The organism is Pseudomonas sp. HR96 (genome assembly GCF_034059295.1).
Lineage (GTDB): Bacteria > Pseudomonadota > Gammaproteobacteria > Pseudomonadales > Pseudomonadaceae > Aquipseudomonas.
In genome coordinates, this window is record NZ_CP139141.1 from 3,261,709 (window position 1) to 3,286,265 (window position 24,557).

At 65.3% G+C, this 24,557-nt stretch carries 24 protein-coding genes; 5 read left to right on the plus strand and 19 right to left on the minus strand.

The genetic code is table 11. The annotated features are described in order from the left end of the window. Window positions 1-5: 5 nt before the first annotated feature. The 4 genes from SFA35_RS14600 to SFA35_RS14615 form a co-directional block, all read right to left on the minus strand. Entirely contained in the window at window positions 6-3,140 is a 3,135-nt protein-coding gene (locus SFA35_RS14600) for a multidrug efflux RND transporter permease subunit (protein WP_320571252.1), read from the minus strand. Window positions 3,141-3,144: 4 nt separating this feature from the next. Continuing rightward, window positions 3,145-4,302 carry an efflux RND transporter periplasmic adaptor subunit gene (locus SFA35_RS14605; protein WP_320571253.1) on the minus strand — a complete coding sequence of 386 codons (1,158 nt, stop codon included), beginning with the start codon at window positions 4,300-4,302 and terminating at the stop codon, window positions 3,145-3,147. A 112-nt stretch (window positions 4,303-4,414) separates the two neighbouring features. Then, window positions 4,415-4,699, minus strand: a complete 285-nt coding sequence (locus tag SFA35_RS14610) for a LysR family transcriptional regulator (RefSeq protein ID WP_320571254.1) — start codon at window positions 4,697-4,699, stop codon at window positions 4,415-4,417. 127 nt (window positions 4,700-4,826) lie between these two features. Next, complete coding sequence (locus tag SFA35_RS14615; RefSeq protein WP_320571255.1) at window positions 4,827-5,375, minus strand: glutathione peroxidase; 549 nt, start codon at window positions 5,373-5,375, stop codon at window positions 4,827-4,829. Window positions 5,376-5,561: 186 nt separating this feature from the next. Here SFA35_RS14615 and SFA35_RS14620 point away from each other — a divergent pair, with 186 nt between their 5' ends. Beyond that, window positions 5,562-5,924: a hypothetical protein gene (locus SFA35_RS14620; RefSeq protein ID WP_320571256.1), complete on the plus strand. Its 363-nt coding sequence runs from the start codon at window positions 5,562-5,564 to the stop codon at window positions 5,922-5,924. 81 nt (window positions 5,925-6,005) lie between these two features. Here the strand turns inward: SFA35_RS14620 and SFA35_RS14625 are convergent, their stop codons facing one another. The 6 genes from SFA35_RS14625 to SFA35_RS14650 form a co-directional block, all read right to left on the minus strand. Then, on the minus strand, window positions 6,006-7,247 hold the full coding sequence (locus SFA35_RS14625; protein ID WP_320571257.1) for a D-amino acid dehydrogenase: 1,242 nt from the start codon (window positions 7,245-7,247) through the stop codon (window positions 6,006-6,008). After that, window positions 7,247-8,680: an amidase gene (locus tag SFA35_RS14630; protein WP_320571258.1), complete on the minus strand. Its 1,434-nt coding sequence runs from the start codon at window positions 8,678-8,680 to the stop codon at window positions 7,247-7,249. Before SFA35_RS14630 ends, SFA35_RS14625 begins: the two co-directional genes overlap by 1 nt. A 4-nt stretch (window positions 8,681-8,684) precedes the next feature. Beyond that, window positions 8,685-9,368 carry an amino acid ABC transporter permease gene (locus SFA35_RS14635; RefSeq protein WP_320571259.1) on the minus strand — a complete coding sequence of 228 codons (684 nt, stop codon included), beginning with the start codon at window positions 9,366-9,368 and terminating at the stop codon, window positions 8,685-8,687. Next, window positions 9,365-10,021: an amino acid ABC transporter permease gene (locus tag SFA35_RS14640; RefSeq protein WP_320571260.1), complete on the minus strand. Its 657-nt coding sequence runs from the start codon at window positions 10,019-10,021 to the stop codon at window positions 9,365-9,367. Before SFA35_RS14640 ends, SFA35_RS14635 begins: the two co-directional genes overlap by 4 nt. Further along, a complete protein-coding gene (locus SFA35_RS14645) occupies window positions 10,018-10,800 on the minus strand; it encodes an amino acid ABC transporter ATP-binding protein (RefSeq protein ID WP_320571261.1) in 783 nt (260 codons plus the stop codon). The genes SFA35_RS14640 and SFA35_RS14645 overlap by 4 nt, the downstream gene beginning before the upstream one ends. A gap of 70 nt (window positions 10,801-10,870) precedes the next feature. After that, entirely contained in the window at window positions 10,871-11,740 is an 870-nt protein-coding gene (locus tag SFA35_RS14650) for an ABC transporter substrate-binding protein (RefSeq protein WP_320571262.1), read from the minus strand. Between the two features lie 110 nt (window positions 11,741-11,850). Here SFA35_RS14650 and SFA35_RS14655 point away from each other — a divergent pair, with 110 nt between their 5' ends. Further along, on the plus strand, window positions 11,851-12,903 hold the full coding sequence (locus SFA35_RS14655) for a GlxA family transcriptional regulator (protein ID WP_320571263.1): 1,053 nt from the start codon (window positions 11,851-11,853) through the stop codon (window positions 12,901-12,903). 50 nt (window positions 12,904-12,953) lie between these two features. On the opposite strand, the gene SFA35_RS14660 is transcribed toward SFA35_RS14655, so the two are convergent. The 4 genes from SFA35_RS14660 to SFA35_RS14675 are packed head-to-tail and all read right to left on the minus strand — an operon-like array spanning window position 12,954 to window position 17,953. Beyond that, window positions 12,954-15,329, minus strand: coding sequence for a hypothetical protein (locus SFA35_RS14660; RefSeq protein ID WP_320571264.1), 2,376 nt, complete (start codon window positions 15,327-15,329; stop codon window positions 12,954-12,956). Window positions 15,330-15,375: 46 nt separating this feature from the next. Further along, on the minus strand, window positions 15,376-16,125 hold the full coding sequence (locus SFA35_RS14665; RefSeq protein ID WP_320571265.1) for an ABC transporter permease: 750 nt from the start codon (window positions 16,123-16,125) through the stop codon (window positions 15,376-15,378). A gap of 8 nt (window positions 16,126-16,133) precedes the next feature. Continuing rightward, window positions 16,134-17,126 carry an ABC transporter substrate-binding protein gene (locus SFA35_RS14670; protein WP_320571266.1) on the minus strand — a complete coding sequence of 331 codons (993 nt, stop codon included), beginning with the start codon at window positions 17,124-17,126 and terminating at the stop codon, window positions 16,134-16,136. Between the two features lie 20 nt (window positions 17,127-17,146). Beyond that, a complete protein-coding gene (locus SFA35_RS14675) occupies window positions 17,147-17,953 on the minus strand; it encodes an ABC transporter ATP-binding protein (protein WP_320571267.1) in 807 nt (268 codons plus the stop codon). A gap of 114 nt (window positions 17,954-18,067) precedes the next feature. Here SFA35_RS14675 and SFA35_RS14680 point away from each other — a divergent pair, with 114 nt between their 5' ends. After that, window positions 18,068-18,802 carry a GntR family transcriptional regulator gene (locus tag SFA35_RS14680; protein ID WP_320579047.1) on the plus strand — a complete coding sequence of 245 codons (735 nt, stop codon included), beginning with the start codon at window positions 18,068-18,070 and terminating at the stop codon, window positions 18,800-18,802. A gap of 144 nt (window positions 18,803-18,946) precedes the next feature. After that, window positions 18,947-19,171, plus strand: a complete 225-nt coding sequence (locus SFA35_RS14685) for a hypothetical protein (RefSeq protein ID WP_320571268.1) — start codon at window positions 18,947-18,949, stop codon at window positions 19,169-19,171. Between the two features lie 472 nt (window positions 19,172-19,643). Here the strand turns inward: SFA35_RS14685 and SFA35_RS14690 are convergent, their stop codons facing one another. The 3 genes from SFA35_RS14690 to SFA35_RS14700 form a co-directional block, all read right to left on the minus strand. After that, window positions 19,644-20,045 (minus strand): biopolymer transporter ExbD, encoded by a 402-nt coding sequence (locus tag SFA35_RS14690; RefSeq protein WP_320571269.1) that lies wholly within the window; start codon window positions 20,043-20,045, stop codon window positions 19,644-19,646. A 1-nt stretch (window position 20,046) separates the two neighbouring features. Further along, window positions 20,047-20,769 carry a MotA/TolQ/ExbB proton channel family protein gene (locus SFA35_RS14695; protein ID WP_320571270.1) on the minus strand — a complete coding sequence of 241 codons (723 nt, stop codon included), beginning with the start codon at window positions 20,767-20,769 and terminating at the stop codon, window positions 20,047-20,049. Window positions 20,770-20,854: 85 nt separating this feature from the next. Further along, window positions 20,855-21,664, minus strand: coding sequence for an energy transducer TonB (locus tag SFA35_RS14700; RefSeq protein WP_320571271.1), 810 nt, complete (start codon window positions 21,662-21,664; stop codon window positions 20,855-20,857). A gap of 390 nt (window positions 21,665-22,054) precedes the next feature. Between SFA35_RS14700 and SFA35_RS14705 the strand changes: the two genes are divergently transcribed. Further along, entirely contained in the window at window positions 22,055-22,525 is a 471-nt protein-coding gene (locus SFA35_RS14705) for a tail fiber domain-containing protein (protein WP_320571272.1), read from the plus strand. A gap of 39 nt (window positions 22,526-22,564) precedes the next feature. Here SFA35_RS14705 and SFA35_RS14710 read toward each other — a convergent pair whose 3' ends face one another. Then, on the minus strand, window positions 22,565-23,614 hold the full coding sequence (locus tag SFA35_RS14710; protein ID WP_320571273.1) for a dienelactone hydrolase: 1,050 nt from the start codon (window positions 23,612-23,614) through the stop codon (window positions 22,565-22,567). Between the two features lie 179 nt (window positions 23,615-23,793). Next, window positions 23,794-24,405, minus strand: coding sequence for an FMN-dependent NADH-azoreductase (locus tag SFA35_RS14715; RefSeq protein WP_320571274.1), 612 nt, complete (start codon window positions 24,403-24,405; stop codon window positions 23,794-23,796). Window positions 24,406-24,557 lie beyond the last annotated feature (152 nt).

Sequence of the window (24,557 nt, forward strand, 5' to 3'; positions counted from 1 at the left end):
CCATCTCAGCGCCTCCCATGAAAATACTTGCGAATGAAGATATAGAACGCCGGGGTGAACAGCAGGCCGAAGCCCGTCACCCCGAGCATGCCGAAGAACACCGCGGTGCCCAGCGACTGGCGCATCTCGGCACCGGCGCCGGTGGCCACGGTCAGGGGTGCGACGCCCAGTACGAAGGCCAGCGAGGTCATCAGGATCGGCCGCAGGCGGGTCCGCGCGGCGTGCACGGCGGCGTCCACCGCCGACACCCCTTCGTCCTGTTTCTGCTTGGCGAACTCGACGATGAGGATGGCGTTTTTCGCCGCCAGGCCGATGAGCACGATGAAGCCGATCTGCGCCAGGATGTCCACCGCCATGCCGCGCACCAGCAGGCCGCTGACCGCCGCGAGGATGCACATCGGCACGATCAGGATGATCGCCAGCGGCAGGCGCCAGCTCTCGTACTGCGCCACCAGCACGAGGAACACGAACAGCGCTGCGGCACCGAACACCAGCAGCGTTGGCGTACCCTTTTCCTGTTGCTGGTAGGCCAGTTCCGTCCACTCGAAGCCGATGCCTTGCTGCAGCACCTGCTGCGCCAGCGCCTCCATCTTCAGCAGCGCCGTGCCAGTGGCCACGCCAGGAGCGGCGGCGCCCTGCACTTCAGCCGAAGGATAAAGGTTGTAGCGTGGCACCCGGTACGGGATGGTGGTGCGCTGGATGTCGGCGACCGAACCGACCGGCACCATCAAGCCGGCGTCGTTGCGCACCTTGAGCCGGGTGATGTCCGCAGGCTCGCCGCGAAAGCGCGCGTCGGCCTGGGCAATGACCTGATAGGTGCGCCCCAGGTAGTTGAAGTCGTTGATGTACTGCGAGCCCAGGTACACCTGCAAGGTGGAGAAAATATCGGTCGGACGCAGTCCGACCTTCTCTGCCTTGACCCGGTCGATGTCGGCGAAGATCGACGGCGAGCCGGCGTTGAACAGGGTGAACATGCCGACGAACTGCGGATCCTGGCGTGCTGCCGCGACCAGCTTGTTGGCTGCCTCGGCGAGGGCCTTGGAGCCCAGCCCGGCGCGGTCCTCGAGCATCAGCTTGAAGCCCCCGGAGCTGCCCAGGCCTTGCACCGGAGGTGGTGCGATGCTCAATACGTAGGCATCCTTGATCACCGACAGGCGCTTGCGCAGGTCGGCCAGCACCGACTGCGCGGTGAGCCCCGGCATGTCGTGGCTGTACAGCGACGGCAGGCCGGTGAACACCGTGCCGGCGTTGGAGGCCACGGTCGAGGTGGTGGCGTCCAGGCCCACGAACGGCGCGATGTGCTCGATGCCAGGCGTCGCCAGGGCAATCTCGATGACCTGCTTGACGACCTTCTCGGTGCGATCGAGCGAGGCGCCCGGCGGCAACTGCACGATGGTGATCAGGTAGCCCTGGTCCTGCTCGGGAATGAACGCGGTGGGCGCTCGATGAAATTGCCAGCCGGTCAGGCCGATCAGCCCGACATACACCAGCATCACCAGCGCCAGCCCCTGGGCCAGGCGCCGGGTGAGATGGCCATAGCCATGCGAGAGCCTGTCGAAGCCGCGGTTGAAGCGGCCGAAGGAGGCGTCCAGCAGGCGCCGCGACCAGCCCCCGCGCCCGGCCTGGTGTGGCACGTGGGGCTTGAACAGCACGGCGCACAGCGCTGGACTCAAGGTCAGCGAGACCACGCAGGAAATGACCGTCGAGGCGGCGATGGTGATTGCGAACTGTTTGAAGAACAGCCCGGATATGCCGCTGAGAAACGCCGCTGGCACGAACACGGCGCACAGCGTCAGGGCGATCGACAACAGGGCGCCGCCGACTTCGTCCATGGTGAAGTGCGCCGCCTCTGCCGGGCTCATGCCGTTATGGATGTTGCGCTCGATGTTCTCCACCACGACGATCGCATCGTCCACCACGATACCCACCGCCAGCACCAGGCCGAACAGCGACAGGTTGTTGATGGAGATCCCGCACAGGTAGAGCACGCTGAACGCGCCAAGCAACGAGATGGGAATCGCCACCACCGGAATGATCGTCGCCCGCCAGTTCTGCAGGAACAGGAACACCACCAGGACGACCAGGACGATGGCCTCGACGATGGTGGTGATCACCTCGTGCACCGACTTGCCGATGAAGATGGTCGGGTCGTAGATGATCTTGTAGGCGACGCCGGCTGGGAATTGACTCTTGAGTTGCTCCATGCCGGCGAGCACGTCGTGCTCAACCGCCAGCGAGTTGGCCCCCGGCTGGGCATAGATCAACAGCACGGCGGCGTCCTGGCGGTCCATGAAGGCCGTGGAGCCGTAGTCCGCCGCGCCGACCTCGACGTGGCCGACGTCGCCCAGGCGGGTGACATGGCCTTGGCCATCGGACTTGAGCACGATCTGCTCGAACTCCCGGGGCGAGCTCAAGCGGCCCAACGCCTCGATGTTGATCTGGTAGCCCGCCGCACTGGCCGCTGGCGGCTGGTTGAGCACGCCGGCCGACACCTGCAGGTTCTGCTGGCGCAGCACCTGCAGCACCTCACTGGCGCTGAGGTCGCGGGCGGCGACCTTGTCCGGGTCCAGCCAGATGCGCATGGCGTACTCGCGCCCGCCCTGGAACTGCACGTCGCCGACGCCATTAATGCGCGCCAGCACATCCTTGATGTGCAGGGTGGCGTAGTTGGACAGGTACAGGGTGTCCTTGCTGCTGTCATCCGAATACAGGTGCACCGCGAGGAGAATGCTCGGCGTCGACTTGCGCACTTGCACGCCGAGCCGCTGGACATCGTCGGGCAGGCGCGGCAGCGCATTCTGCACGCGATTCTGGGTGAGGTTCTGGGCGACGTTGAGATCGGTGCCGATGCGGAACGTCACGGTGATGGTCAGCTTGCCGTCGCCGGTGGACTGGCTGCTCATGTAGAGCATGTCCTCGACGCCGTTGATCTGCTGCTCCAACGGCGTGGCCACGGTCTTGGCAATGGTGTCCGCCGAGGCCCCCGGGTAGCTGGTGACCACCTGCACCGTCGGCGGAACGATTTCCGGGTACTGCGCCACCGGAATGACGAACAGCGCGCCGAGGCCGATCAAGGTCAGAAAGCAGCTGACTACCACGGCAAAGCGTGGGCGGTCGATGAAGAAATGAGCGATGCGCATGGCGTTATTCCTTCGCCAGGTCGCGGTCGAGGCTGATCTGCCCCGGCTGGGGATTGACCTTGGAGCCCGGCGCGGCGAACGGCAGCCCGCCGATGACCACGCGATCATCGGCCGCCAGGCCCGAGGTGATCACCCGCAGCCCCTGGCGCAGGTCGCCAATCTGCACTTGCCGGGGCTTGACCACGTCGTCGGCGCCGACCGTCAGGACGATGAAGCGCGACTGATCGGGGAGCACCGCAGCATCCGGCACCAGCAACTTCGGCGCCGCCGGCGCCACGATCACCCGCACCCGGCCGAACTCGCCCGGGGTGAGCGCGCCATCGGCGTTGGCCACGGTGGCCCGTGCATGCAAGGTGCCGCTAGCGCGATCGAGCGCGTTGTCGATGAACTCCAGGCGCCCCTGGGCGCTGTAGTCTTCGCCGCCACCTGGGGCGATCTGCACCGCTTCGGCGCGCTCCACGCCGCCCTGGCGCTTGTAGCTCTGGTATTGCCGGTAGTCGCTTTCGCTCATGTCGAAATCGAGGTAGACCGGGTCCTGGGAAACGATGGTGGCCAGCAGTGTGGTGGGCGCCTGGGCGGCGCGGCTGCCGGAAACCAGGTTGCCCACCGAAACCTGGTGGTTGCCGATCAGGCCGGTGATGGGCGCGTAGATGCGGCAGTGATCAAGGTCGAATTGCGCATCGTGAATCAACGCCTTGGCGGCCGCGACCTCAGCTTGCGCGCCGAGCATGTCGGCCTTGCGCTGCTCCATGTTCTGTACCGAACCGGCATTGTTGCTGGCCAGGTCTGCGGCGCGTTTGGCTTCGCTTTTGGCATAGGCCAGGCGCGCCTCGGCCTGCTGCAGTTGCGCGGTGCCCTGGTCGAGGCGGATCTGGTACGGCTCCGGGTCGATGCTGAACAGCAGCGCGCCCTTTTTCACCCGTTGGCCGTCGGTGAAGTGGATCTCGGTCAGCGTGCCGCCGACCTGGGCGCGCAGCTCGACCCGGTCCACCGCCGAGAACTGCCCAAGAAACCCCAGCCGAGTGTCCAGTTGCTGCTGCAACGGTGCACTCACGGAGACTTCGGGCAACGGCGCCGCACCCTCGGCCATGGCCTGCGGCACCAGCGCCGGCAGACACAGCAGCCCCACCCCGGCAAACCAGCTTCTGTTGATTTCGCTCACGATATTCCCCTGAATATTCCAGCAACAAGAACCCGTTGGCCAGTACGGCCAGCCCCTATCAAATGTTGGTCATAATACTTCTACGCGAAGCGCGTCCCGGACGCGACTGCGCTCAGGCCGGGTAGGAGGCCGCCAACTCCTGCAATGCCGGCATGATCGACCGCGCCAACTGCCGCGCCCGAGGCGTCGGGCGCATCTGCGGCTTGACCCAGACGAACAGCGGATCGTCGAAGGTCTGGCGCAGCTTGCGCAAGGCATTGCTCACCGCCGGCTGACTCACCGCCAGGCGCGCCGCGCTGGAAGTGACGTTGCGCTCCTGCATCAGCACCGCGAATACCACCAGCAGGTTGACGTTGACCTGGTAAAGGTCATGCAGCGGGTCTCGGGCGGTAGGCATGGACCTGAACCTAGATAATATTATGGTCGTAATATTTAAGGAAGTGATGATACCTGTCAAGCATAAAAAAACCGACCTTGGCGCCGTTCGGGGCAGCAAGGCCGGTCAGACGTTCAACCTTAGCGGATCAGGCTGCCTGCAACGCCTGCTCGATCGCCGCCGTCAGGCGCGGGTCATCCGCCGCCACATCCGGGGCGAAGCGGCCGATGACCTGGCCGTCGCGGCCTATCAGGAACTTCTCGAAGTTCCACAGCACTTCGCTGGGGTCCTTGCTCTCGACGCCGTAGCCCTTGAGGCGTTCGCGGAACGGCCCGTCACCGGTGGCGGCAGGCTGGGCACCGGTCAGCTCGGTGTACAGCGGGTGCTTGTCGGCGCCCGCTACGGAGATTTTCGCGAACAGTGGGAAATGCACGTCGTACTGGGTCGAGCAGAACGACTGGATCTCGGCATCGCTGCCCGGCTCCTGTTCCTTGAAGTTGTTGGCCGGAAAGCCGAGCACTTCCAGGCCCTCGGCATGCTTGCTCTGGTAGAGCTTTTCGAGGCCTTCGTATTGCGGGGTCAGGCCACACTTGGAGGCCACATTGACCACCAGCAGGACCTTGCCCTTGAACTGGCCGAGCGTGGCCGAGGTGCCGTCGATCTGCTTGAGGGGGATGTCGTACAAAGAGTCGCTCATGTCTGTCTCCAGCAAAGTGATTGAGGGGTGCCGCGCCCTACCTTATCGCCTGCGCGCGGCAATTGCCTGCCGGATTTCACTCGGCTGCGATTTACCCAATCTTTACCGAACCTAGACAGCGCTTTACACGGCAAAGGCGTTTCATAGGTCCATGGCGAACCCAAACATCTCGCCTGAGGAGACACCATGATTTCCAAGATGACCCAAGCCTTGATCCTGTCCGGTTGCCTGGTCGCTGCAGGCGCAGCATCGGCCGACCAGCGCGACGTGATAGTGCCCGTCATCGCCGGGGCAGCCGTGGGTGCCGTGCTCGCCACTGTCATCAGCGATTCGGGCCACGACCACCACTACCGCCCGCAATACCAGCCACGCTATGCACCGCAGTACCAGCAAGTGGCCTATGTGCCGGTCGGCCCTGCCTACGGCTACCGCCACTACGCCCCACCACCTCCACCGCGGTTCTACGGTGGCCATGGCGGGTATGACCGGGGCTATGATCGTGGGTATGACCGCGGTTATGAGCATGGGCGCGGGGACGGTCGCTGGTAAGGGGGTGGCCGGCTCTGGACTCAGTCAGGGCCGCCACCGGCCGCGCGGGCGGCCGGTGGTGGCCATATTGGACCTCCCGTCTTATCCCCCTCCCCCCTTCCCCCCACCCGCAAAATCACCCTCCAGCAACCCCAGCAAACGCCGCGCGCTGCCGAACGCCAAGGTCAGCCCCAAGGCGCCGTGGCCGCCGTTGAAGTACAGATTGCGCGCGCCGAGTGCAGCCAGTATCGGCCTTCCGGTCGGCGTCGCCGGGCGCCAGCCTGTCCAGGGCTGGCAGTCGTGCAGGTCCCGGCCGGGACCGAACAAGGCCTCGGTCGACGCCTGCAGTTGGCGGATCCGCGCCTGCGGTATCGAGCTGTCCAGGGCCGCCAGTTCAACCATGCCGGCTACACGCAAGCGCTCCCCGATGCGCGCGAAGACCGTCTTGCGCCGCAGGTCGGTAATGCTCACGGTCGGCGCTGCGGGTCCTTCGCTGACCGGCACGGTGATGCTGTAGCCCTTGAGTGGATAGACCGGCAGACGCACCCCCAGTGGCGCCAACAGCGCGGTGCTGTGGGCACCCGCAGCAACGACCAGCGCATCGCAGGGCAGCGGCTCGCCACCGGTTACGCGGACCCTGCGCACTCGCTCGCCGCCTACGTCGAAGCCCTCCACCGCCTGGTGGTAGCGAAACTGCACGCCGCGCTGAGCCAGCAGGCTGGCCAGTTGCGTGCACAGTTTGAGGCCATCCACCGCGCATTCGCCGGGGGTGTGGATGGCTGCATGAAACTGCTTGCGATAGCCGCTCAGCGCCGGCTCGACGGCCAGCGTCTCGGCCACGCCGAGCACCTGCTGGCGCGAGCCGGCGCTGGCCTGCAACTGCAGTTGCGCCTCGCCAGCCTGCAGACTGCCGGCGTCTGGGTACAGCACCAGCTTGCCGGTGCGACTGAAGTCACAAGCGAGCGGATGTTGCGCGAGAAAAATTTCGAGGGCCGCGCGGCTTTCCTCGGCCAGGGTCAGCAGCTCCAGCGTGGTCTGGCGCGACACCGAGCGGCGGCAGGCGGCCAGAAAAGCTATGCACCAGCGCCACTGTTGCAGGCTCCATTGCGGCTTGAATTTGAGCGGGCCCTGGCGGTCCAGCAGCATCTTCGGCAAAGCGCCCAACAGGCCGGGATCGGCCAGCGGCTGCACGTAGCTGTAGCTCAACTGCGCGCCATTGCCGCCGACCGCGCCCCGCCCCGGGCCGCCGGCCTGGTCGACCACCGTGACCTGGTAGCCAGCCTCGTGCAGATACCAGGCACTGCTCAGGCCGACGATGCCTGCGCCGATGACGATGACCTGCATCAAGCCACCTCCGGACGCGGCAGATCCCAGCCCCGGGGGGTGCGCTGGTGCCAGTCGCTGGCCTGCTGCCAGGCCTGGCCAATGCGCAGGATCAGCGGTTCGGCAAAGGCTCGGCCGACGATTTGCACCGACACCGGCATGCCCTGCCCGTCGAAGCCTGCGGGCAAGGCCACCGAGCACAGGTCGAGCAGGTTGGCGAAACGCCCGAGCAGTGCCAGCGGCGTGCCGTACTCGTCGACCTCGGCCAGCGGCACACTGCCCACCGCGTTGGTCGGGAACACGCAAGCGTCGACGTTGAGCATGGCCTGGGCCATGGCCGCCCGGGCACTGCGCCGCTGGCGATGCAGATCGATGTAGTCGCGCGCATCGATGGCCCGGCCCGCCAGCACCCGGCGGCGAACATGCGGGTCGAACTGCAGGTCGTCGCGCTCGAACAGGCTGCCCAGGCTGGCGTAGCCCTCGGCGCTCATCAGCCCACCGGCCACGCGCATGCAGTGCTCCAGCGGCACCGGCAAAGGCTGCTCGACCAGTTGCAGACCCAGCGCCTCGAGGCCTTGCAGGGTGCGGTCATAGACCGCCAGAACGTCGTCGGCGATGTTCACCCGCTCGGTTTGCGGCAGCACCCACAGGCGCAGGCCGGCCACCGGCAGGCGCAGCCCGGCGGCGGCGCTGAATTGTGGCGCGCGCGCCGAGGCCGGGTCCAGCGGGTCGGCACCGAGCATCGCGTCGAGCATCCACGCGGCGTCCTCGACGGTGTGGGTCAACGGCCCGACGGTGTCCAGGGTCGGGCACAGCTCGATCAAGCCATGCCGGCTGATCAGCCCGCGCGTGGTCTTGAGCCCCACCAGCCCGCACAATCCGGCCGGGATGCGCACCGAGCCACCGGTGTCGGTGCCGAGCGCGGCGCTGGCCAGGCCGCAGGCGACGGCTACCGCCGAACCGCTGCTGGAGCCGCCGGGCGCACGATGCACCTCGCGATCCCAGGGGTTCCAGGGCGTGCCCATGACGGCGTTGGTGCCCCAGCCGCCGAAGGCGAATTCCACCGTGTGGGTCTTGCCCATGATTATCGCGCCGGCGCGTTGCAAGCGCCCGACGGCGGTGGCGGTGATCTGCGACCGGCGCGCGGGCAGCGCTCGCGAGCCGCCGGTGATGCGCTGCTGCTCGATCTCGAAAAGGTCCTTGATGGCCACGGGAATGCCGTGCAGCGGGCCCAGGTCGATGCCTGCCCGACGCTGCCGATCGGCCGCCTGCGCCGCCGCCAGGGCGCGCTCGTGGTAGGCCTCGACATAGGCGTTGAGCTGCGCATTGAAGCGCTCGATACGCGCCAGCTGCGCCGTCACCAGGCTTTCGCTGGTCAAGTCGCCGGCGCGCAGGGCCTGCTGCAGGCTGGCAATGCTGTGGGACGCCTGGGAGTCCAGTGAACGCATGGTCATGGGGTCAACCTCGAAGACTTCTGCGGCCGCGGGACAGGCGTTGCTCGAGCAACCGCGACAGCAAGGACAATGGAAAGGCGATGGCGAAATAGAACAGCCCCACCAGCAAGAAAATATGCATCGGCAAAAAGCTTTCCGAGGCGATGGCGCGCGCCGCCAGCATCAACTCGTTGGTGGCGATCAGCGCGCACAGCGAGCTGTCCTTGAGGATTGCCACGTAGGCGTTCAGCAGCGGTGGCAACAGCGCCCGCACCGCCTGCGGCAGGACCACCCAACGCAGCGTCTGCCACGGCGTCAGGCCGCTGGCCAGAGCCGCTTCACGCTGACCACGGTGAATGGCGTCGAGCCCGCCACGGAGGATCTCGGCGATATAGGCGCTGCCCTGCAGGCCCAGGCCCAGCGCTCCGGCGACAGCCCCGGAGAGAGTCAGGCCTGCGCTCGGCAAGGCGAAATACAGGGTCAGCAGCAGCGCCAGCAGCGGCACCGCACGCATCGCCTGGACGAAGCCCTGGGCCAGGCGACGCAGCGTGGCGAAAGGGCTCTTGAGCGCCCACACCAGCAACGCGCCAAGCACCAGCGCCAGGGCGAACGCGCTCAGGGAAACCTCGGCGGTGACCACGGCGCCCTGCAGCAACCGGGTGGTCCAGTCCGACCAATATTGCGGATATTGCTCGAAGAAATTGATCATCGACCCACTCCCAGACGTTTTTCCAGGCGCATGAAGCCCAACCCCACCGGCATGATCATCAGCGCGTAGAGCACCATCACCGCCAGGTAGATCAACGAGGTCTGGAAGGTCGAAGTGACCAGGTTGCGCGCCAGGAACATGATTTCCGGCACGGCGATGGCCGAGGCGATCGAGGTGTCCTTGATCAACTGCGTGACGTAATTGGCATAGGCCGGCAACGCGCAGCGCCAGGCCTGTGGCAGGAGGATGCAGGCGAGAATCTGGGTGCGGGTCAGGCCAACGGCCAGGCCCGCTTCGAACTGGCCGATGGGCAGGCCCTGCAAGGCGCCGCGAAAAATGTCGGCGAGCACCGCAGCGCCGACCAGGCTCAGGCCGATGATCGCCGCCAGCCATGCCGGCAGGTTGATACCGACATAGGACAGGCCGAAATAGATCAGGAACAAGTGAGCCAGCGCCGGCACATTGCGCATCCACTCGATGAAGCAGGCGATGGCTGCCAGTGGCCAACGGGCCTTGCTGAAGGTCAGCACGATGGCCAGCGCCACTGCGCCGATGCTGGCCAGGAGCAAGCTGCAGGCAGCGATCTGCAATGCGGTCAGCGCCCCTTTGAGCAGCACTGGCAACAGGCCAAGGAAAGCTTGCAGGCCACTCATGAGGCCTGCTCCCCGGCCATGCGCCCAAGAAAGCTGCGGGTGCGCTCGTGGCTGGGCTGATCGATCACCTGGGCCGAGGGCCCCTGCTCGACGATCAGCCCGCCGTCCATGAAGATCACCCGGTCGGCCACGTCGCGGGCGAAGCGCACCTCGTGGGTGACCATGATCATGCTGCGGCCCTCCTCGGCCAGTTCGCGGATCACCCCGAGCACCTCGCCGACCAGTTCCGGGTCCAGCGCCGAGGTGGGTTCGTCGAAGAGGATGACCTTGGGCTGCTGGGCCAACGCCCGGGCAATCGCCACGCGCTGTTGCTGGCCGCCGGAAAGTTGCTCGGGCCAGGCGTCGGCCTTGTGCCGCAGGTGGACCTTGTCGAGCATCGCCTCGGCGAGTTCATGCGCCTGCCTGCGCGGCATGCCGCGCGCCTTGATCGAGCCCAGGGCGACGTTGTCGCGCACGTTCAGGTGCGGCCACAGGTTGAAACTCTGGAACACCATGGCGATTTCCAGCCGCTGCGGCGCCAGTTCGCGATCGCTCATCAAGCGCGCCATGGCGCCACTGCGCACCTGGCCGATCAGCTCGTCGGCAAGCCAGACCTCGCCATCGCTGGGCTTTTCCAGGTAGTTGATGCAGCGCAGGCAGGTCGACTTGCCCGAGCCGCTGGGGCCGATCAGCGACAGCGTCTCGCCCGCTTCGAGTTGCAGGCTGATGCCCTTGAGCACCGACAGTTGGCCATAGTTCTTGTACAGGTCGTTTACGCGCAACAGGGCGGGCTGATTCATTGGCATCCCCTTGGAGAACATCGAATCGACGAGCCGAGGCAGCCTGGCAGCCTGCCCCGGCCGGGCTGGCTTACTGGCAGCCGGGCAATGCCCAGCCTGCCGGACGGTCGACGTCCAGCCGCGGGTCGGAACCCTGCGGCTTGAACCAGACGTCCTGGGTCAGGCCGTAGCGCGCGCCGATGTCACGCATCTGGCAGGTCTTCCACATGGCGTCGATCTGCTGGTTGACCGCAGCCAGCAGCTGCGGATTGTCCTTGTTGAAGCCGAACACCACCTGGCCCAGCCCGGTCAGCAAGGGGAAGTCGGGGTCGTTGTCGGTGAAGGCGCTGAAATGCAGGTGCCATTGCGGGTTGCGCGACAGGGCGTACTGCATCACCGGCGGATCACCGATCACCGCGTCGATCCGCCCGGCAATCAAGTCGCGCACGGCCGCATCCGAAGTGTCGTAAAGCGACACCTGCAAGCCATCGATCCTGCGCATCTCGGGAATGAAGGAAAAACCGGTGATGGTGCCGACCTTCTTGCCCTGCAGGTCCTTCAGGCTGTGCCAGTCGGTCTTGTCGGTCTGGGTAATGCCGTTCTTGAAATAGTGGATGGGGTCGCTGAGGTTCATGATCTTCGCGCGCTGCGCGGTCCAGCCCATGGTGCCGGCCATCACGTCCACGCGCCGGGCTTGCACCGAGGCGATGGTGCCGGACCACTCCATCAGCGCCGGTTTGACCTTGAGGCCCAGCTTGTCGGCGATCTGTTGCAGGATTTCACCGTCATAGCCGACCATCTTGCTATCTTGATAGCCGGTGCCGGGCATGTCGCCGCTGAAGGCGATGGTGAAGCTGCCGGGCTCGACGGTATCCACCGCGAACGCCGGTGCCGCGCCGAGCAAAGTCGCGAGCAAGACCGCGCACAGGTTGGCCCGGCGTTGGTTTCTGGTAATTTTCATGCGTTGCTCCTCGAACGATTTCTGGTCAACCGCGTGGTGTTTGGCAGGCCTTCATCCTAGGCCCGGGCCAGCACTGAACCGTTGGATGCTTTGCACGAATGATTGAAGATTTGCGACATTCTCGAGACGCCATCGGCGACCTTGTCAGCCAGCTCGACGGCGGCCAGGCACGCCGTCCCCCACCCCGGCGCAGCGCCAGCGAGCTGTCGGTGGGCATCGTGCTGTGGCCACGCTTTCCCCTGCTGTCGCTGTCCGGGCTGACTGATGCGTTGCGCCATGCCGCCGACACCGGCGACCAGAGCAGGCCGATCCGTTGCCAATGGAAGGTGCTCGGCACGCCGGGCCAGCGGGTGATTTCCAGCGGTGGCCTGGACGTGCCGATCGACAGCGAGCTGGCCGACCCGCAGCGCTTCGATTATGTGGTGGTGATCGGCGGGCTGTTGAGCTCGCTGGACGAGGTGCCGAAGAGTTATCCGGCGTTTCTGCAGCAAGCGGCCGCCGCCGGTGTGCCGCTGATCGGGCTGTGCACCGGCAGCTTCGTGCTGGCGCGGCACGGCCTCATGGCGGGCCGTACCGCCTGCGTGCATGCCTATCATGCCAACGACTGGCGACGCTTGTTCCCCAGCCTGCGCTTCGTCAGTCACAACGACTTCGTCATCGACCAGGACCGCATCACCTGCGCCGGCGGGGTATCGGTGATCGAACTGGCGATCCATCTGATCGAACTGCACTGTGGCCCGGACCGCGCCGGCAAGGTGGTGCACCAGATGACCGTGGCGAAAAGCGGCGGGCACAGCCTGATGGACCGGCGCAAGGCGCTGGGCTACGCCAGCTCGTCCAACCGGCGCCTGCATGAAGCGATCATGCTGATGGAGGCGCACATCGCCGAGCCTCTGGAGATCGACGAGATCGCCCGCCGCCTGGGTACCAGCAAACGCCAGCTGGAGCGCCTGTTCGTCTGCGAAATCAGCACCAGCCCGGCGCGCTTCTACCGCCAGGTGCGCCTGCGCTTCGGCCGCTGGCTGCTGGTCAGCTCGGACCGCCAGGTGGGAGAAATCGCCTATGAATGCGGCTTCGCCGATGCAGCGCACTTCATTCGCTCGTTCCAGAGCCAGTTCGGCATGTCGCCGGGCAAGCTGAGAGCGGCGCTGAGCTCGGGTTGAAACGCCCAACCAGCATGCCGGCCTGGCGAGGCCAGGCCGGCTCGATCAGCTCATTGCTCGAGCGAAACGAACAACGCCGAGGTCCACACCCGCGACTGGTCGCGCTGGCGCGCGCAGATGAACAACGGATGCTCGCGCTCGGCGCCCAGGTTCAGGTCGGCCAAGGCGATGCGCCCGGCAACCGCACGCGGTAACGGCGCCTCAGTCATGCGCTCGACCGCCACCTGCAATTCGGCGCCTGGCAGCGGCTGGACCAGCGCGCCCTGGGCCAGGAGATCTTCGCCGCTCAGTTGCAGGTCGGCCTGCGGCGCATGCACGAACGGCTGCGGCTGGCTTGGGTCGCCGACCTTGACGTAATTGTCGATGCGACTGCGCACCTGCAGACGCGCACCGGCCAACTGCGACAGCTCGATCTCGATACTGTCGGTATCGCCGTTGGTGTCGGTGCGAAACGCCAGGGTCGTGGCATCCTTGCGCCACAGGGTCTGCTCGGGATGGTCCAGACCCAGCCCGCGAAAGCCTTTGATCACGGCACCGGTGACCTGGATTTCGCCGGTCCAGTAAGCGCCACGGTAGCGGTCCTTGATCCGCGCACCGCCCAAGCGCACGCGGATGCGCTGGCTGGAATACCCGGCCTCTTCGTGCAGGTTGCGCGACCACAGCAACTGCTCGCCATCGTACAGGTCGATCTGCTCCCAGCCACTGTCGCCCAGCAGGCGGTAGTCCAGCTGACCGTCGGCACGGGCACTGACCACTTCACCCATCAATTGCTCGCCATGGCGCAGGCTGGCAAAGGTACGCTCGCCGGTGGTGGCGAAGGTGCGTCGAGCGCGCAAGGCCTGGCCGACGCTGGCGCGGTCGAAGGCGCTGGCCAGTACCCCGGTCAAGCCGCCGCGCGAGCCGAACACGGCCGTCGCCGGAACACCACCGCCGCAGCGGCCCTGGTGCTCGTCACTGTTGGCTGCGGCACCTACCCGGTAACCGCGCTGCAGGGCCTCGGCGTACACCCAATGGAACTGTCCCCACGCCGAGCCGACTTCCACCAAGCGTTCCAGTTCCGGGTGATGCCAGTCCAGGTTGCAGCGCCGGCCGCCGACGTGCGGCATCATCAGGTGCCCTTCCGGGTCCTTGGCATACGCCGCATACAGTTCATCCACCGGCCAGGCGCCGGGCTTGATGGTGCCGGCGGTAAACTCGTTCCACTCGAACGAGCGCACCAGCCGCCCTTGATTGTCGAAAGGGAACTCTGGCTTGCGGTCGTGCAGGAACACTACGTTGCGATCGCCGCCGGCGCAGGAATTGCCACACCACTCGGTGCCGGGGTAGCAGACGAAGCGCCCAGGCTCGTTGAGCTCGGCAATCAGGGCGACGGCCTGATCCCAGCGCTGCTCGGTGATGTTGAAATCATTGGCGGTGTAGCCGAGCACATCGAGCCCGGCGACGTCGCGGCCGTAGCTGAGGTTGTAGAGGGTGTCGTTGGTGCCTACCGTGTCGTCGGAATGCACGTGCAGGTCGGCATACAGGGGCCGCAGCCCGGCGCCCGGTTCGTCGAGGGTCACGTAGGCCGTGGCGGCCAGCACCCCGGGCTGCGCCACCTCGGCCTGCAGTTGCCACTCGCCGACGCCGTCCAGCACCAGCGCACTCATGCGCACGACCGCCCAGCCCTGCTCGGCGAGGGTAAACGGCAACGTACGCGCCTGCCCCTGCGGCCCTTGCAGGGTCAAGACGCCGGCCAGCGGCAACTGCCGACACGTGTTGCCCCAGGCGTCATCGGCGCGCACCAGCACGTCGAAGGCTTCGCCAGCGCTGAGCAGGCGCGGCGCGATCACCTGCAGACTGCTCGGCGCACCCGGCACGATATCGAGCAGCAGGTCGCCCGGCACCTCGGCAAATTTCGAGCTGCCCAGCGGGTCGATGAACAGGCGCAGGCGGAAATCCTTCTCGACGAAGCTCTGCACCCGCGTGCCGGCGCCGCCCTGACGGCGATCGCCAAGACGGATGATGATGCGGTCGCCCGGGTTCAGATAGCCGTCCACGATGTCGATAATCAGCGCCTTCTGGAACGGCCGTTCGTGGCCCTTCTGGTCGAAACGCACTTTGAGATACTGCACCGTTGCCTGGCTCTGCCCCGGCACCAGCGGGCCGGCCTGGTATTCGGCGCTGACGTAGTTGGCACCAGCCGGATTGGCCGTCTGGAACAGCGCCCAGTCGGAATAGAACTTGAAGGCCAGCTTGAGCCAGGCACCGTCGGCCAGGCCGCTGGCGCCGACCTCATAGACCAGGGTGATCTCATCCCACTGCCCGGCCACCAGGGTGTGCCGGTCGGCACTGAAACTGCCGAGGAACGGCCTCTGCTTGTTGCGCTCATAGAGGCCCTGCGGGGCGATGTAATGCCCGGCATCGCGCGGGTCGAAAGTCGTACTCAAGGGGCACCTCGGTGGGGTTGCGGGTGATCAAGCGAGAAAGGAAAAATCAATGCGCGCGCCAGGCCTGGTAATGCCGCTCGATGCGGCGAAACACCAGGCTCTCCATGAGCCAGGCAAGCAGGCCGATCATCACGATGCCGAGCAGCACCTGGCTGGCGTTGCCGATCTGGCCGCCCATGGACACCATCCAGCCGATGCCCTGGGAGGCGCCGATCATTTCCGCGGCCACCAGCGCTCGCCAGCCTTGGCTGAAGCCGATGCGCAGCGCAGCGGTGAGAAACGGCAGCGACGCCGGCAGATACACGTAAGCCAGCAGTTGCCAGCGGTTGGCGCCCAAGGTCCGTGCGGCGCGTACCTCACCGCCGCGGATACCCTGCACGCCTTCTTGCAGGGTCACGGCCATGGGGAATACCGCAGCGATGAAGATCACCAGCACAATGGAAACGAAACCCAGGCCGAAGATGATCAGGATCAACGGCGCCCAGGCGATCGGCGGAATCGCCATGAACAGGCTGTTGAGCGGCGCAATGAAGTCGCGAAACCGCCGCGACAGGCCGCCGCTGGCGCCAAGCAACACGGCCACCAGCACCGCCGCACAGAAACCGGCGAGTTCCTCCAGCAGGCTCGCGCGCACCTGTTTGAGCAGCGAGCCGTCGGCAAGCCAGCGCATGGCCTCGGCGCCGACCACCCAGGGTTGTGGCAACACATAGCTGGGGAAACGACTGGCCAGGGCGATCCATACCAGCAGCAGGAACGGCAGCGAGGCCCAGCCCCAATTGGGTTTGGCAAGATTCATCAACCGGCTCACCGCGAGGCTTTCTCCAGGTAGGACGTGTCGACCAACTCGGCCGGGGTCATGCTGGCTTGCATGAAGCCCAGGCTGTGCGAGTCGTTCATCAGGCGCTGGATGAACTGGATGTCGTTCGGGCCCAGCTCAGCCGACCAGCCCAGCCGGGTACGCGCCTGGGCAACGATCTGCTCGCCGCTGACGCTCTGGCCATTGGGCCCTAGAACCGGGTCCAGATGGAACGCGTCGGCAATGATGCGATTAGCCTCGGCTGGGTGCTGGTTGAGAAAATCAATCGCCTTGCGGTGCGCGCGCAGCAGCTTGACCACATCGTCCGGGCGCTCCTGCAGGGTTTTCGGCAACGCGATCACCACGTACCACGGGTACTTCGGCGCTGCCTGGTTGACGTCCAGCAGTACCTTGGCCGAACCACGCGCCAGTGCCTGGCTGATGAAGGGTTCCCAAGTGAACGCCGCGTCGACGATACCGCGCTCCAGCGCCGCGTTCATGTTGCCAGGCGGCATGTCGACGATGTCCAGGTCGTGCTCGGGGTCCAGCCCGGCCTGATCGCGTAGCACCAGGCCGCGCAACAGCACGTCCATGCCACTGCCTTTTTTCACCCCGGCCAGCTTCTTGCCCTTGAGCTGCTGCAGCTGGGTAATGGGGCTGTCCTGCCCGACGAGGACGGCGGCCTGGCCGTAGTTGACCTTGGCCAGAATGGTGCTCTTCAGCCCGCGCGAGTACCACTGGTACACCGGTGGCGTGCCAACGTAGGCCACGTCCAGCTCGCCAGCGGCCAGCGCCTGCTGAATCACCGGGCCGTCGCCAAGCGCCTTGAGGTCGACATCCAGGCCTTCCTCGCGATAGAAGCCTTGCTTGTCGGCGATCAGCGCCGGCGCATTGGCCATGGCAAATACATAGCCAATGCGCAGCGGGCGGTCGGCGGCCATGGCGGTGCTGGCAAACGCCAGCGCGCTGAGGGAAACGGCCAGCAGTGTGCGTCGAATCATGGAGTCATCTCGTGCAAGGTTCAGGCAGGTTCAAGGGAAAGCGACTGCGCCATGACCGTGGAGATGCGCTCCATCAGTTCGTTGCGATAGTCGAGAAATTGCGCCAGGCGCCGGGTAATGAGGTTGCTGCGCGGGCGTGGCAGGTCGATCGTCAATTCACTGTGAATACCGCCCGGTGCGATGTTGAGCACCACCACGCGGTCAGCGAGAAACACCGCCTCGTCGATGTCGTGGGTAATGAACAGCACGGTCTGGCCGAGCTCGGCCCAGATGCGCAGGGTCTCCTCGTTCATATGGTTGCGGCTGATCGCATCGAGTGCAGCGAACGGCTCGTCCATCAGCAGCACGGTGGGCTGCAAAGCCAGCGTGCGTGCCAGCGAGACCCGTTGCTGCATGCCGCCGGACAGCTGATGCACCAGACGGGAGGCAGCGTGCTCCAGGCCGACCATGCGCAAATACGCGCGCGCCCGATGCTGCTGCTCGGCATCGCTGCCGCGGCCGGCCATGCGCAGGCCGAAGCGCACGTTGTCCAGCGCGCTGAGCCAGGGGAACAGCTGCGGTGCCTGGAACACATAGCCCAACTCCGGCAGTTCGGGACGCACTGCCTGGCCATTGATCAATACCTGGCCGCTGTGCGCTGTCTGAAAGCCTGCCAGCAGGTTGAGCAAGGTGGTCTTGCCGCAGCCGGAAGGACCGAGCACGGCGACGAACTCGCCGGGCCGCGCGTGCAGGCTGAAGTCGTCGAACACGCGATGGCCATTGCCGTAGGCAAAACCGATGGAGTCTACGCTGAGCGCGGCGCGGGCAATGGAGGGGTTCACAGGCATGGCAAAGGCGTTCAGGTCGTTTACAATGAGATTGCCTGACATAATACGTATTAATACAAGCTGGCCCTAGACTGATTGTTCATATGGTTAGAATCCAGCGCATCGGGAAGTGGAATTCACGTGTCGATCCAACGCGAAAGCAGCACCTCGCTCTATGAACAGATCGCTCGGCAATTGCTCGAGGAGATTCAGCGCGGCGAGTTCGAACCCAGCGGCAAGTTGCCGTCCGAAGCCCAGCTGGGCGAGCGCTTCGGCGTCAGCCGGGTCACCGTGCGCCTGGCGGTGGGCAAGCTCAGCGCAGACGGCGTGGTCGAGCGCAAGCAGGGCAAAGGGACCTATGCAGCGCCGCGGCAGGTGCGTCATGGCCTGGACGCGCTGCGCAGTTTTCATGAGGCTTTGCTGCTGCAAGGGCTGCAGCCGAGCATGCGAGTGATCGAACATCGCCTGCAGGCGGTGCCCGAAGCATTGGCCGGTCTGTTCGCCGGGGCCCGGCAGTGTCTGTGTGTCGAGCGGTTGCACTATGTCGAGCAAGAGCCGATCGCGCTGGGTCGCAGCTACCTGCCGGCGCAGATGGCCGAGGTCGACTGGGGACAGGCCCAGGACGAGCCGATCTACTCGCTGCTGGCACGGGTAACCGGGGTGCCGGTGCGGCGCGCCGACCTGGCAATTCGCGCGCAACAGGCCGATGCCGCGCTAGCCCGGGCCCTGGGCATCAAGCGCGGTGCGGCGTTGCTGGTGATGGAGCGCACCTCGTGGACCGGTGACGAGCACTTCTGCGATCGCACCACGTTCTACATCCGCCCGGAGCGCTATGCGTTTGTATTGAGCGGAATGTTTACCACGCCTTGATCGAATCGCTTCGATCATCGCTCACGTCTCCCAGAACACCAGCGCGCCGGGGGCGCTACGGACAGATGCCGCTGTACGCCGAGCTTGCTCAGGCCCGTTGTTGACGGCAGACTTCGCGGCTTTGCCGACGGATAAGAGTTACCCATGACTGACGAAACTGCAGAAGCGATCAAGGCCCGCAAGCTGACCCAGCTCGAAGCGGTGCTCGAAGCCATGAGCAGCGAAACCCGCGAGCTGTCGCGCGCGTTCTACCACGGCTGGATTCTCTCGGCGGCCATGGAATTGTGGGATCGCGGCGTGTTCACCCAGGAGGAGCGCCTGGCCATCGAGGCGCGGGTCACCTTGATTGCCCAGGGGCCCGAGGAGTAACCGCTACCACCGAGGTGATGCCCTCGCCAGCTTTGTCGGCTCCTACAGGATCGCCTTGGCGCATGGCGGTGTGTCGTCGAACAGCGAAGGCGGTCGCGGTGATGCCACTGAATGCATATAAATCGAAACAGATGTAGGAGCGTGCGAAGCCCGCGATAGGCCGCGCGGGCGGCCGCTGGTGGCCATATTGGACATTTCGCCGGGCGCCCGAAGATCAAACCGGCCTGGCGGCCTCTCGGGGCTTTGCCCCTCCCACGGGCCTGTCATGAAAATCAATCACGGCCACTACCGGCCGCCCGCGCGGCCTATCGCGGGCTTCCGGAGCGCCGGACCGGCGCGCTCCCACGTTTGTTTCGGGCGTATGCATCCAGATGCATCACCTATGACCGCCTTGGTGCCTGGCGGTCTATCGTCGGAGATCAAGAGCGGTCAACCGTTGTTTGCAACCATAGAATCTCCCACGCCGGTTCGCCTACTTGGCGGTGATCACCGCCAACTTGGTGATACCGGCTTTCTCAATGGTGGCCATGGCCTTGGCCACCTGGCCGTAATTCACCCCATCGTCGGCCTGCAGTTGCACGCGCAATTCGGGGTCCTTGCTCCTCGCCCCGTCGAGGCGGCCACTGAGCTGCTCCAGATCGATCTTGTCCTTGTCGAAGAAGAACTGGCCCTTGTCGTCGATGCTGACCACCACCGGGTCCTTCTGCTCGACCGGCGCCACGGCGTCGGTCCTGGGCAGGTTGATCGGGATCGAGTTGGTCAGCAGCGGTGCGGTGACGATGAACACCACCAGCAGCACGAGCATCACGTCCACCAGCGGCGTGACGTTGATCTCGCTCAATACTTCATCGCTGTCCTGGGTCGAGAACGCCATGTCAGGAAGCCTCTTTCACGTTGCGAGGGGTGCCAGGCTGGGCACTTTTGTGCGCGGCCGGGTGGGTCAGCACGCGGAACTGACTCTTCTGCGCCAGGCTGTAGAAGTCATGGGCGAAGTCGTCGAGGTCGGCCGCGGTGAGCTTCAGCCGGCGCAGGAAGTAGTTGTAGACCAGCACCGCTGGCACAGCGACAGCGATCCCCACGCCGGTGGCGACCAGAGACGCACCAATGGGCCCGGCCACGGTTTCGAGGCTGGCGGAGCCGGCCGCGCTGATGCCTTTGAGCGCCGACATGATGCCCCAGACCGTCCCGAACAGGCCGATGAAGGGTGAAGTGCTGCCGATACTGGCGAGCACCGCCAGCCCGCTTTCCAGCGAGCGGCGTTCACGCACGATCTGCTGTCGCAGGGCGCGCTCCAGGCGGTCCTGATGATTGATGGCCTGGCTCAGGTCGCTGGCCGAACCTTCGTGGACCTGGATCGCGGCGTAGCCGGCGGCAGCGACACGGGCGGCGGCACCCGGGTTGGACTGGGTCAGCGGAGCGGCGGAATCGAGGCTGGAGGCAGCCCAGAACTGCTTGTGGAATTTGCGATCCTGCACCTTCAAGCGGGTGAACTGGCCAGCCTTGAGCAGGAACAGGCCCCAGGTGGCAACGGAGAACAGGATGAGCAGCCAGATGACGGTGGATTCAATCGAGGCAAAGGGCGAAGCGATGAGGTTCATGGCGTGGTCTCGCAAATAAGGTCGGGTGGTGACGGTGCTCCTTTGGTGGTGGTCGCCCGTGGTGAATCGGCACTGCGCATAACGGTTATTTGAGCTTGAAATCGATCGGCACGCTGACCCAGCCGGCCTGCGGCACATCACCCTGCTTGGCCGGGACGAAGCTCCAGCGCTTGACCGCGGCAACGGCGGCGTCGTCCAGCTGGCTGCGACCGCTGCTGGTCTGGATCTGGATCTCGCCGGGTTGGCCGCTGGGCAGCACGTGCACGCGCAGCAGCACGGTGCCTTCCCAACCACGGCGCATGGCCAGGTCCGGGTATTGAGGCGCCGGGTTTTTCAGGTAACCGGCACTGGCCGAGGGCGGCGTCACCGGCGCGGGCGCAGGCGGCGCCGGTGGTGCAGGTGCAGCCACCGGTGCCGGCGCAGGCGGGGTGGGCGCCGGTTGTTCGACGGCCTTGGCCACTGGTTTGGGTAACGGTTTAGGCACCGGCTTGGGCTTGACGATCTTCTTTGGCGCCGGCTTGGCCGCCAGTTCGTCTACCACCGGGGGCGGGGGTGGTGGCGGCTCGACCACCGGCGGTGCCGGAGCCGGCGGCGGGGGTTGCACAACGGGCGGCGCCGGTTGGGAGAATTCGATGGTCATCGGCGGAACCTGCGGGGGTACCACGGGCAGCACCGGGGTCGGGTTCTGGCTGACCCAGTAGATCACCGCACCGTGCAACACCAACGCCAATGCCCCCAGCAACACCCCTTCGCGGCGGCTGAGCAGCGGGCCGGGCGGCCGCTGCAGGCGCAAGGTGCCCAGGGGCTGGCGCAGCGCCTGGCCGAGGTCGACTAGCTCGCCGTCAGGTCGCCACAGCACCTGGGCGGCACTGGCGGCGGTCTGGACATTGCCCATTGATTACACTCCTGGATGTTTGTAGATCCTGCCTGGTGGCGGCAATCATCCCGGGAGTGGGTCATAACGCAAAAGAATATTTACTTCTGGCGTTATAACCGCCCCACCTATGCGCGATGGCTCTACACAGACATCCCGACCGCTCTGGCCCAGGCTCTGCTGGCACGTCTGCATTTAGATTGCGCATGCAGGCGGGGGCGAATTGGGATGCCCTGATGCCTCAGCCTGTTCAGGCAACAGCGGGCAAGCCTGGAAACATCCAGTCATCCTTCCTTCAAAACGTTTCAGACTCTCCCGCTAAAGCTGCGCTGGCCACTGAGGTTAGCTTGCCAGGGTTCGCCATCGGTTTGGCGGACGCCGCCAGTCAGGCGACCTCACAAGGAAATCTGGATGAACGTTCTTCCCTTCATCAGCGGTGCTATCGGCACCGCTTCCATCGTCTTCGCCGCCGCAGCCTTCGCCGAGGCGCCAGTGCCACTTGCCCCATTGGCCAACAACGGCGGGCCAGGTTTCTGCCCGCCGAATGCACCGAACTGCCCGGGCTTTGGCGACATTGGTGCCGAATGCTGTCCGTTCAGCGACGAGAGTCTGAAAACCAACGTGGTGCCGTTGAAATCAGCGACCGAACAGCTGCTGAAAATTCATGGCGTGACCTTCGAGTGGAAAGATGGCGCGCGCAAGGACATCGGCGTGGTGGCGCAGGACGTGGCCAAAGTCTATCCGCAGCTGACGCGTACCCAGGATGGGTTGATGCAGGTCGACTACAACAAGCTGGTCGCCCCGCTGATCGAGTCGGTGCGCGAGCTCAATGCGCGCATTGAAGCACTGGAAGCAGCCAAGCCGTCGGTCAACGCCAAGTAGTCCAGCGACAATGCCGATACCCGCCCTTCCCCGCCAATCCTACTGATTGGCGGTCTGCATGCCGGCGTGGCCATCGATGACCAGGGTATGGTCGAAGAAACGCCCGGCGTCGGTGATCAGACTACGGTGCACCGCTGCCCGGTCGACTTCACCCGGGTCATTGCACAGTCCCGGCACGGCCAGCTTCTGCGCGTCGGTGCACGGCGCCATGAAGACGAAATGGCCTCCGCCGGCGATCAGGCGCAGTTCCGGATGATTGGGCAGTTTGCGCGCCAGGGCGCCAGCGTTCTTGTCGAGCAGCAGCAACTGGTCGCGGTCACCGCTGTAGATCAGCGTCGGCACGTGGACTTCGCTCAGGGTATGTCGGCCGAACATCAAGCTCAGCGGGGCCATCAGCAGCAAGGCGTGCACGCGGGGGTCGGCTGCGGCAGTAAGGTCCTCGCGGTCGGCCACCAGTTCGCCCTGGGTCTTGCAGGCGTCCATGTCCTGGGGTTGCTCGGCGCAATAGCGGCGCAGGCGCTGCAGGTCAGGCTGCGCGCCAGAGAGGATCAGCGCGGTCTCGCCACCGGCCGAATAGCCGATCACGCCCACCTGCTTGGCGTCCACGAACGGTGACAGGGTCGAATCGCCGAGGGCGGCGGTGATGGCGGCGGAAATCTGCATCGGCCGGCCATACAGATTGCTCAAGGCGCCCAGGCGGCTGTGGTCCTTGTAGTTGTCGCCAGGGTGAAACACGGCGACCACGACAAAACCCTTGCGGGTCAGGGAGGTGATCAGGTCATGCAGGGCCAGGGGGGTGCCAGCGTTGCCGTGCGAGAGCATCAGCATGGGGTAGCGACCGATGGCGATGCGCGCATCTTCGGTGGCCTCGATGCTGTAGCCTTCCAGGCTGCTGACGTGTTCACGGGCGTTCGACGGGTAGAAAGCCAAAGCACGCATGGGCTGGCCATCCAGTGGGTCGTTGAAGGTCAGCTCGTGGTAGCCAACGCTCCAGTTTGGGTGCGGCGCGGCCTCGATCTGCACCGAAAACAAGCCCAGGAAGAGAAGCAGTGCGCTGCTGACGATCAGGTAAGTGCATGAACGCGTCATGGGGGTGCCCACCTTGGCAAAGATCAAGAAGACCTGCACTTTGGATAGCGGGGGTAACCGCACAGTTCCGACTATCTGAGCAGCATAGTCCGGGTCTGCCAAAGTGCCTGCGTGCCTGGAACTAGCACAAGGTGGGCCAACTCGCTCGCTGGCGAGGCCAGCGAGCGATGATGCGGCTATCAGGCGACGCTGAAGAGCTGCTCGTCGATCACTTGCTGGGCGTCTTCGAGGGCTTTGGCGCGGACTTCCGGGCCATAGGCCAGGCCCTGGGCGCGGACAAATTCCAGGTCGGTCACGCCGATGAAGCCGAACAGCAGCTTGAGGTAATCTTCATGACCGACGTTCGTCGGCTGGCCGGCGTGCAGACCACCGGCAGTGGAAACCACGATGACCTTCTTGCCGGCGCACAGGCCTTCGGGGCCGTTTTCGGTGTAGCGGAAGGTCACGCCAGCCACGCAGATACGGTCAATCCAGGCCTTGAGCTGGGTGGAAATGGCGAAGTTGTACATCGGTGCGCCGATCACGACGGCGTCAGCGGCAAGAAATTCAGCCATGACCGCCGAGTTGCGCTGCACTTCGGCCTGCTGCTCGGCGGTGCGCGACTCTTCGGCAGTACCGGCTGCAGCCAGGGTGGCGGCGCTGAAATGGGCCAGTGCATCGGCGGCCAGGTCACGGTAGGTGACCTGGATGCCGGGCTCGGCAACCTGCCAGGCCTTGACCACCGCAGCACTGAGCTGACGTGAAGCGGAATGATCGCCGAGGATGCTGGAATCGAGGTGCAAGAGTTTCATGGTGAGCTCCTTGAGAAGTCGCGCTGATGGCGAACTGGAATGAGCGTCATCCTATAGACACAGGGAATGGATGATAAGTGGGGCTATTCGCGATAGATTGTCTCGCTGAAGTGACCAATCCAACCCCGAACCGCAACGCCCTCCTCGCACAA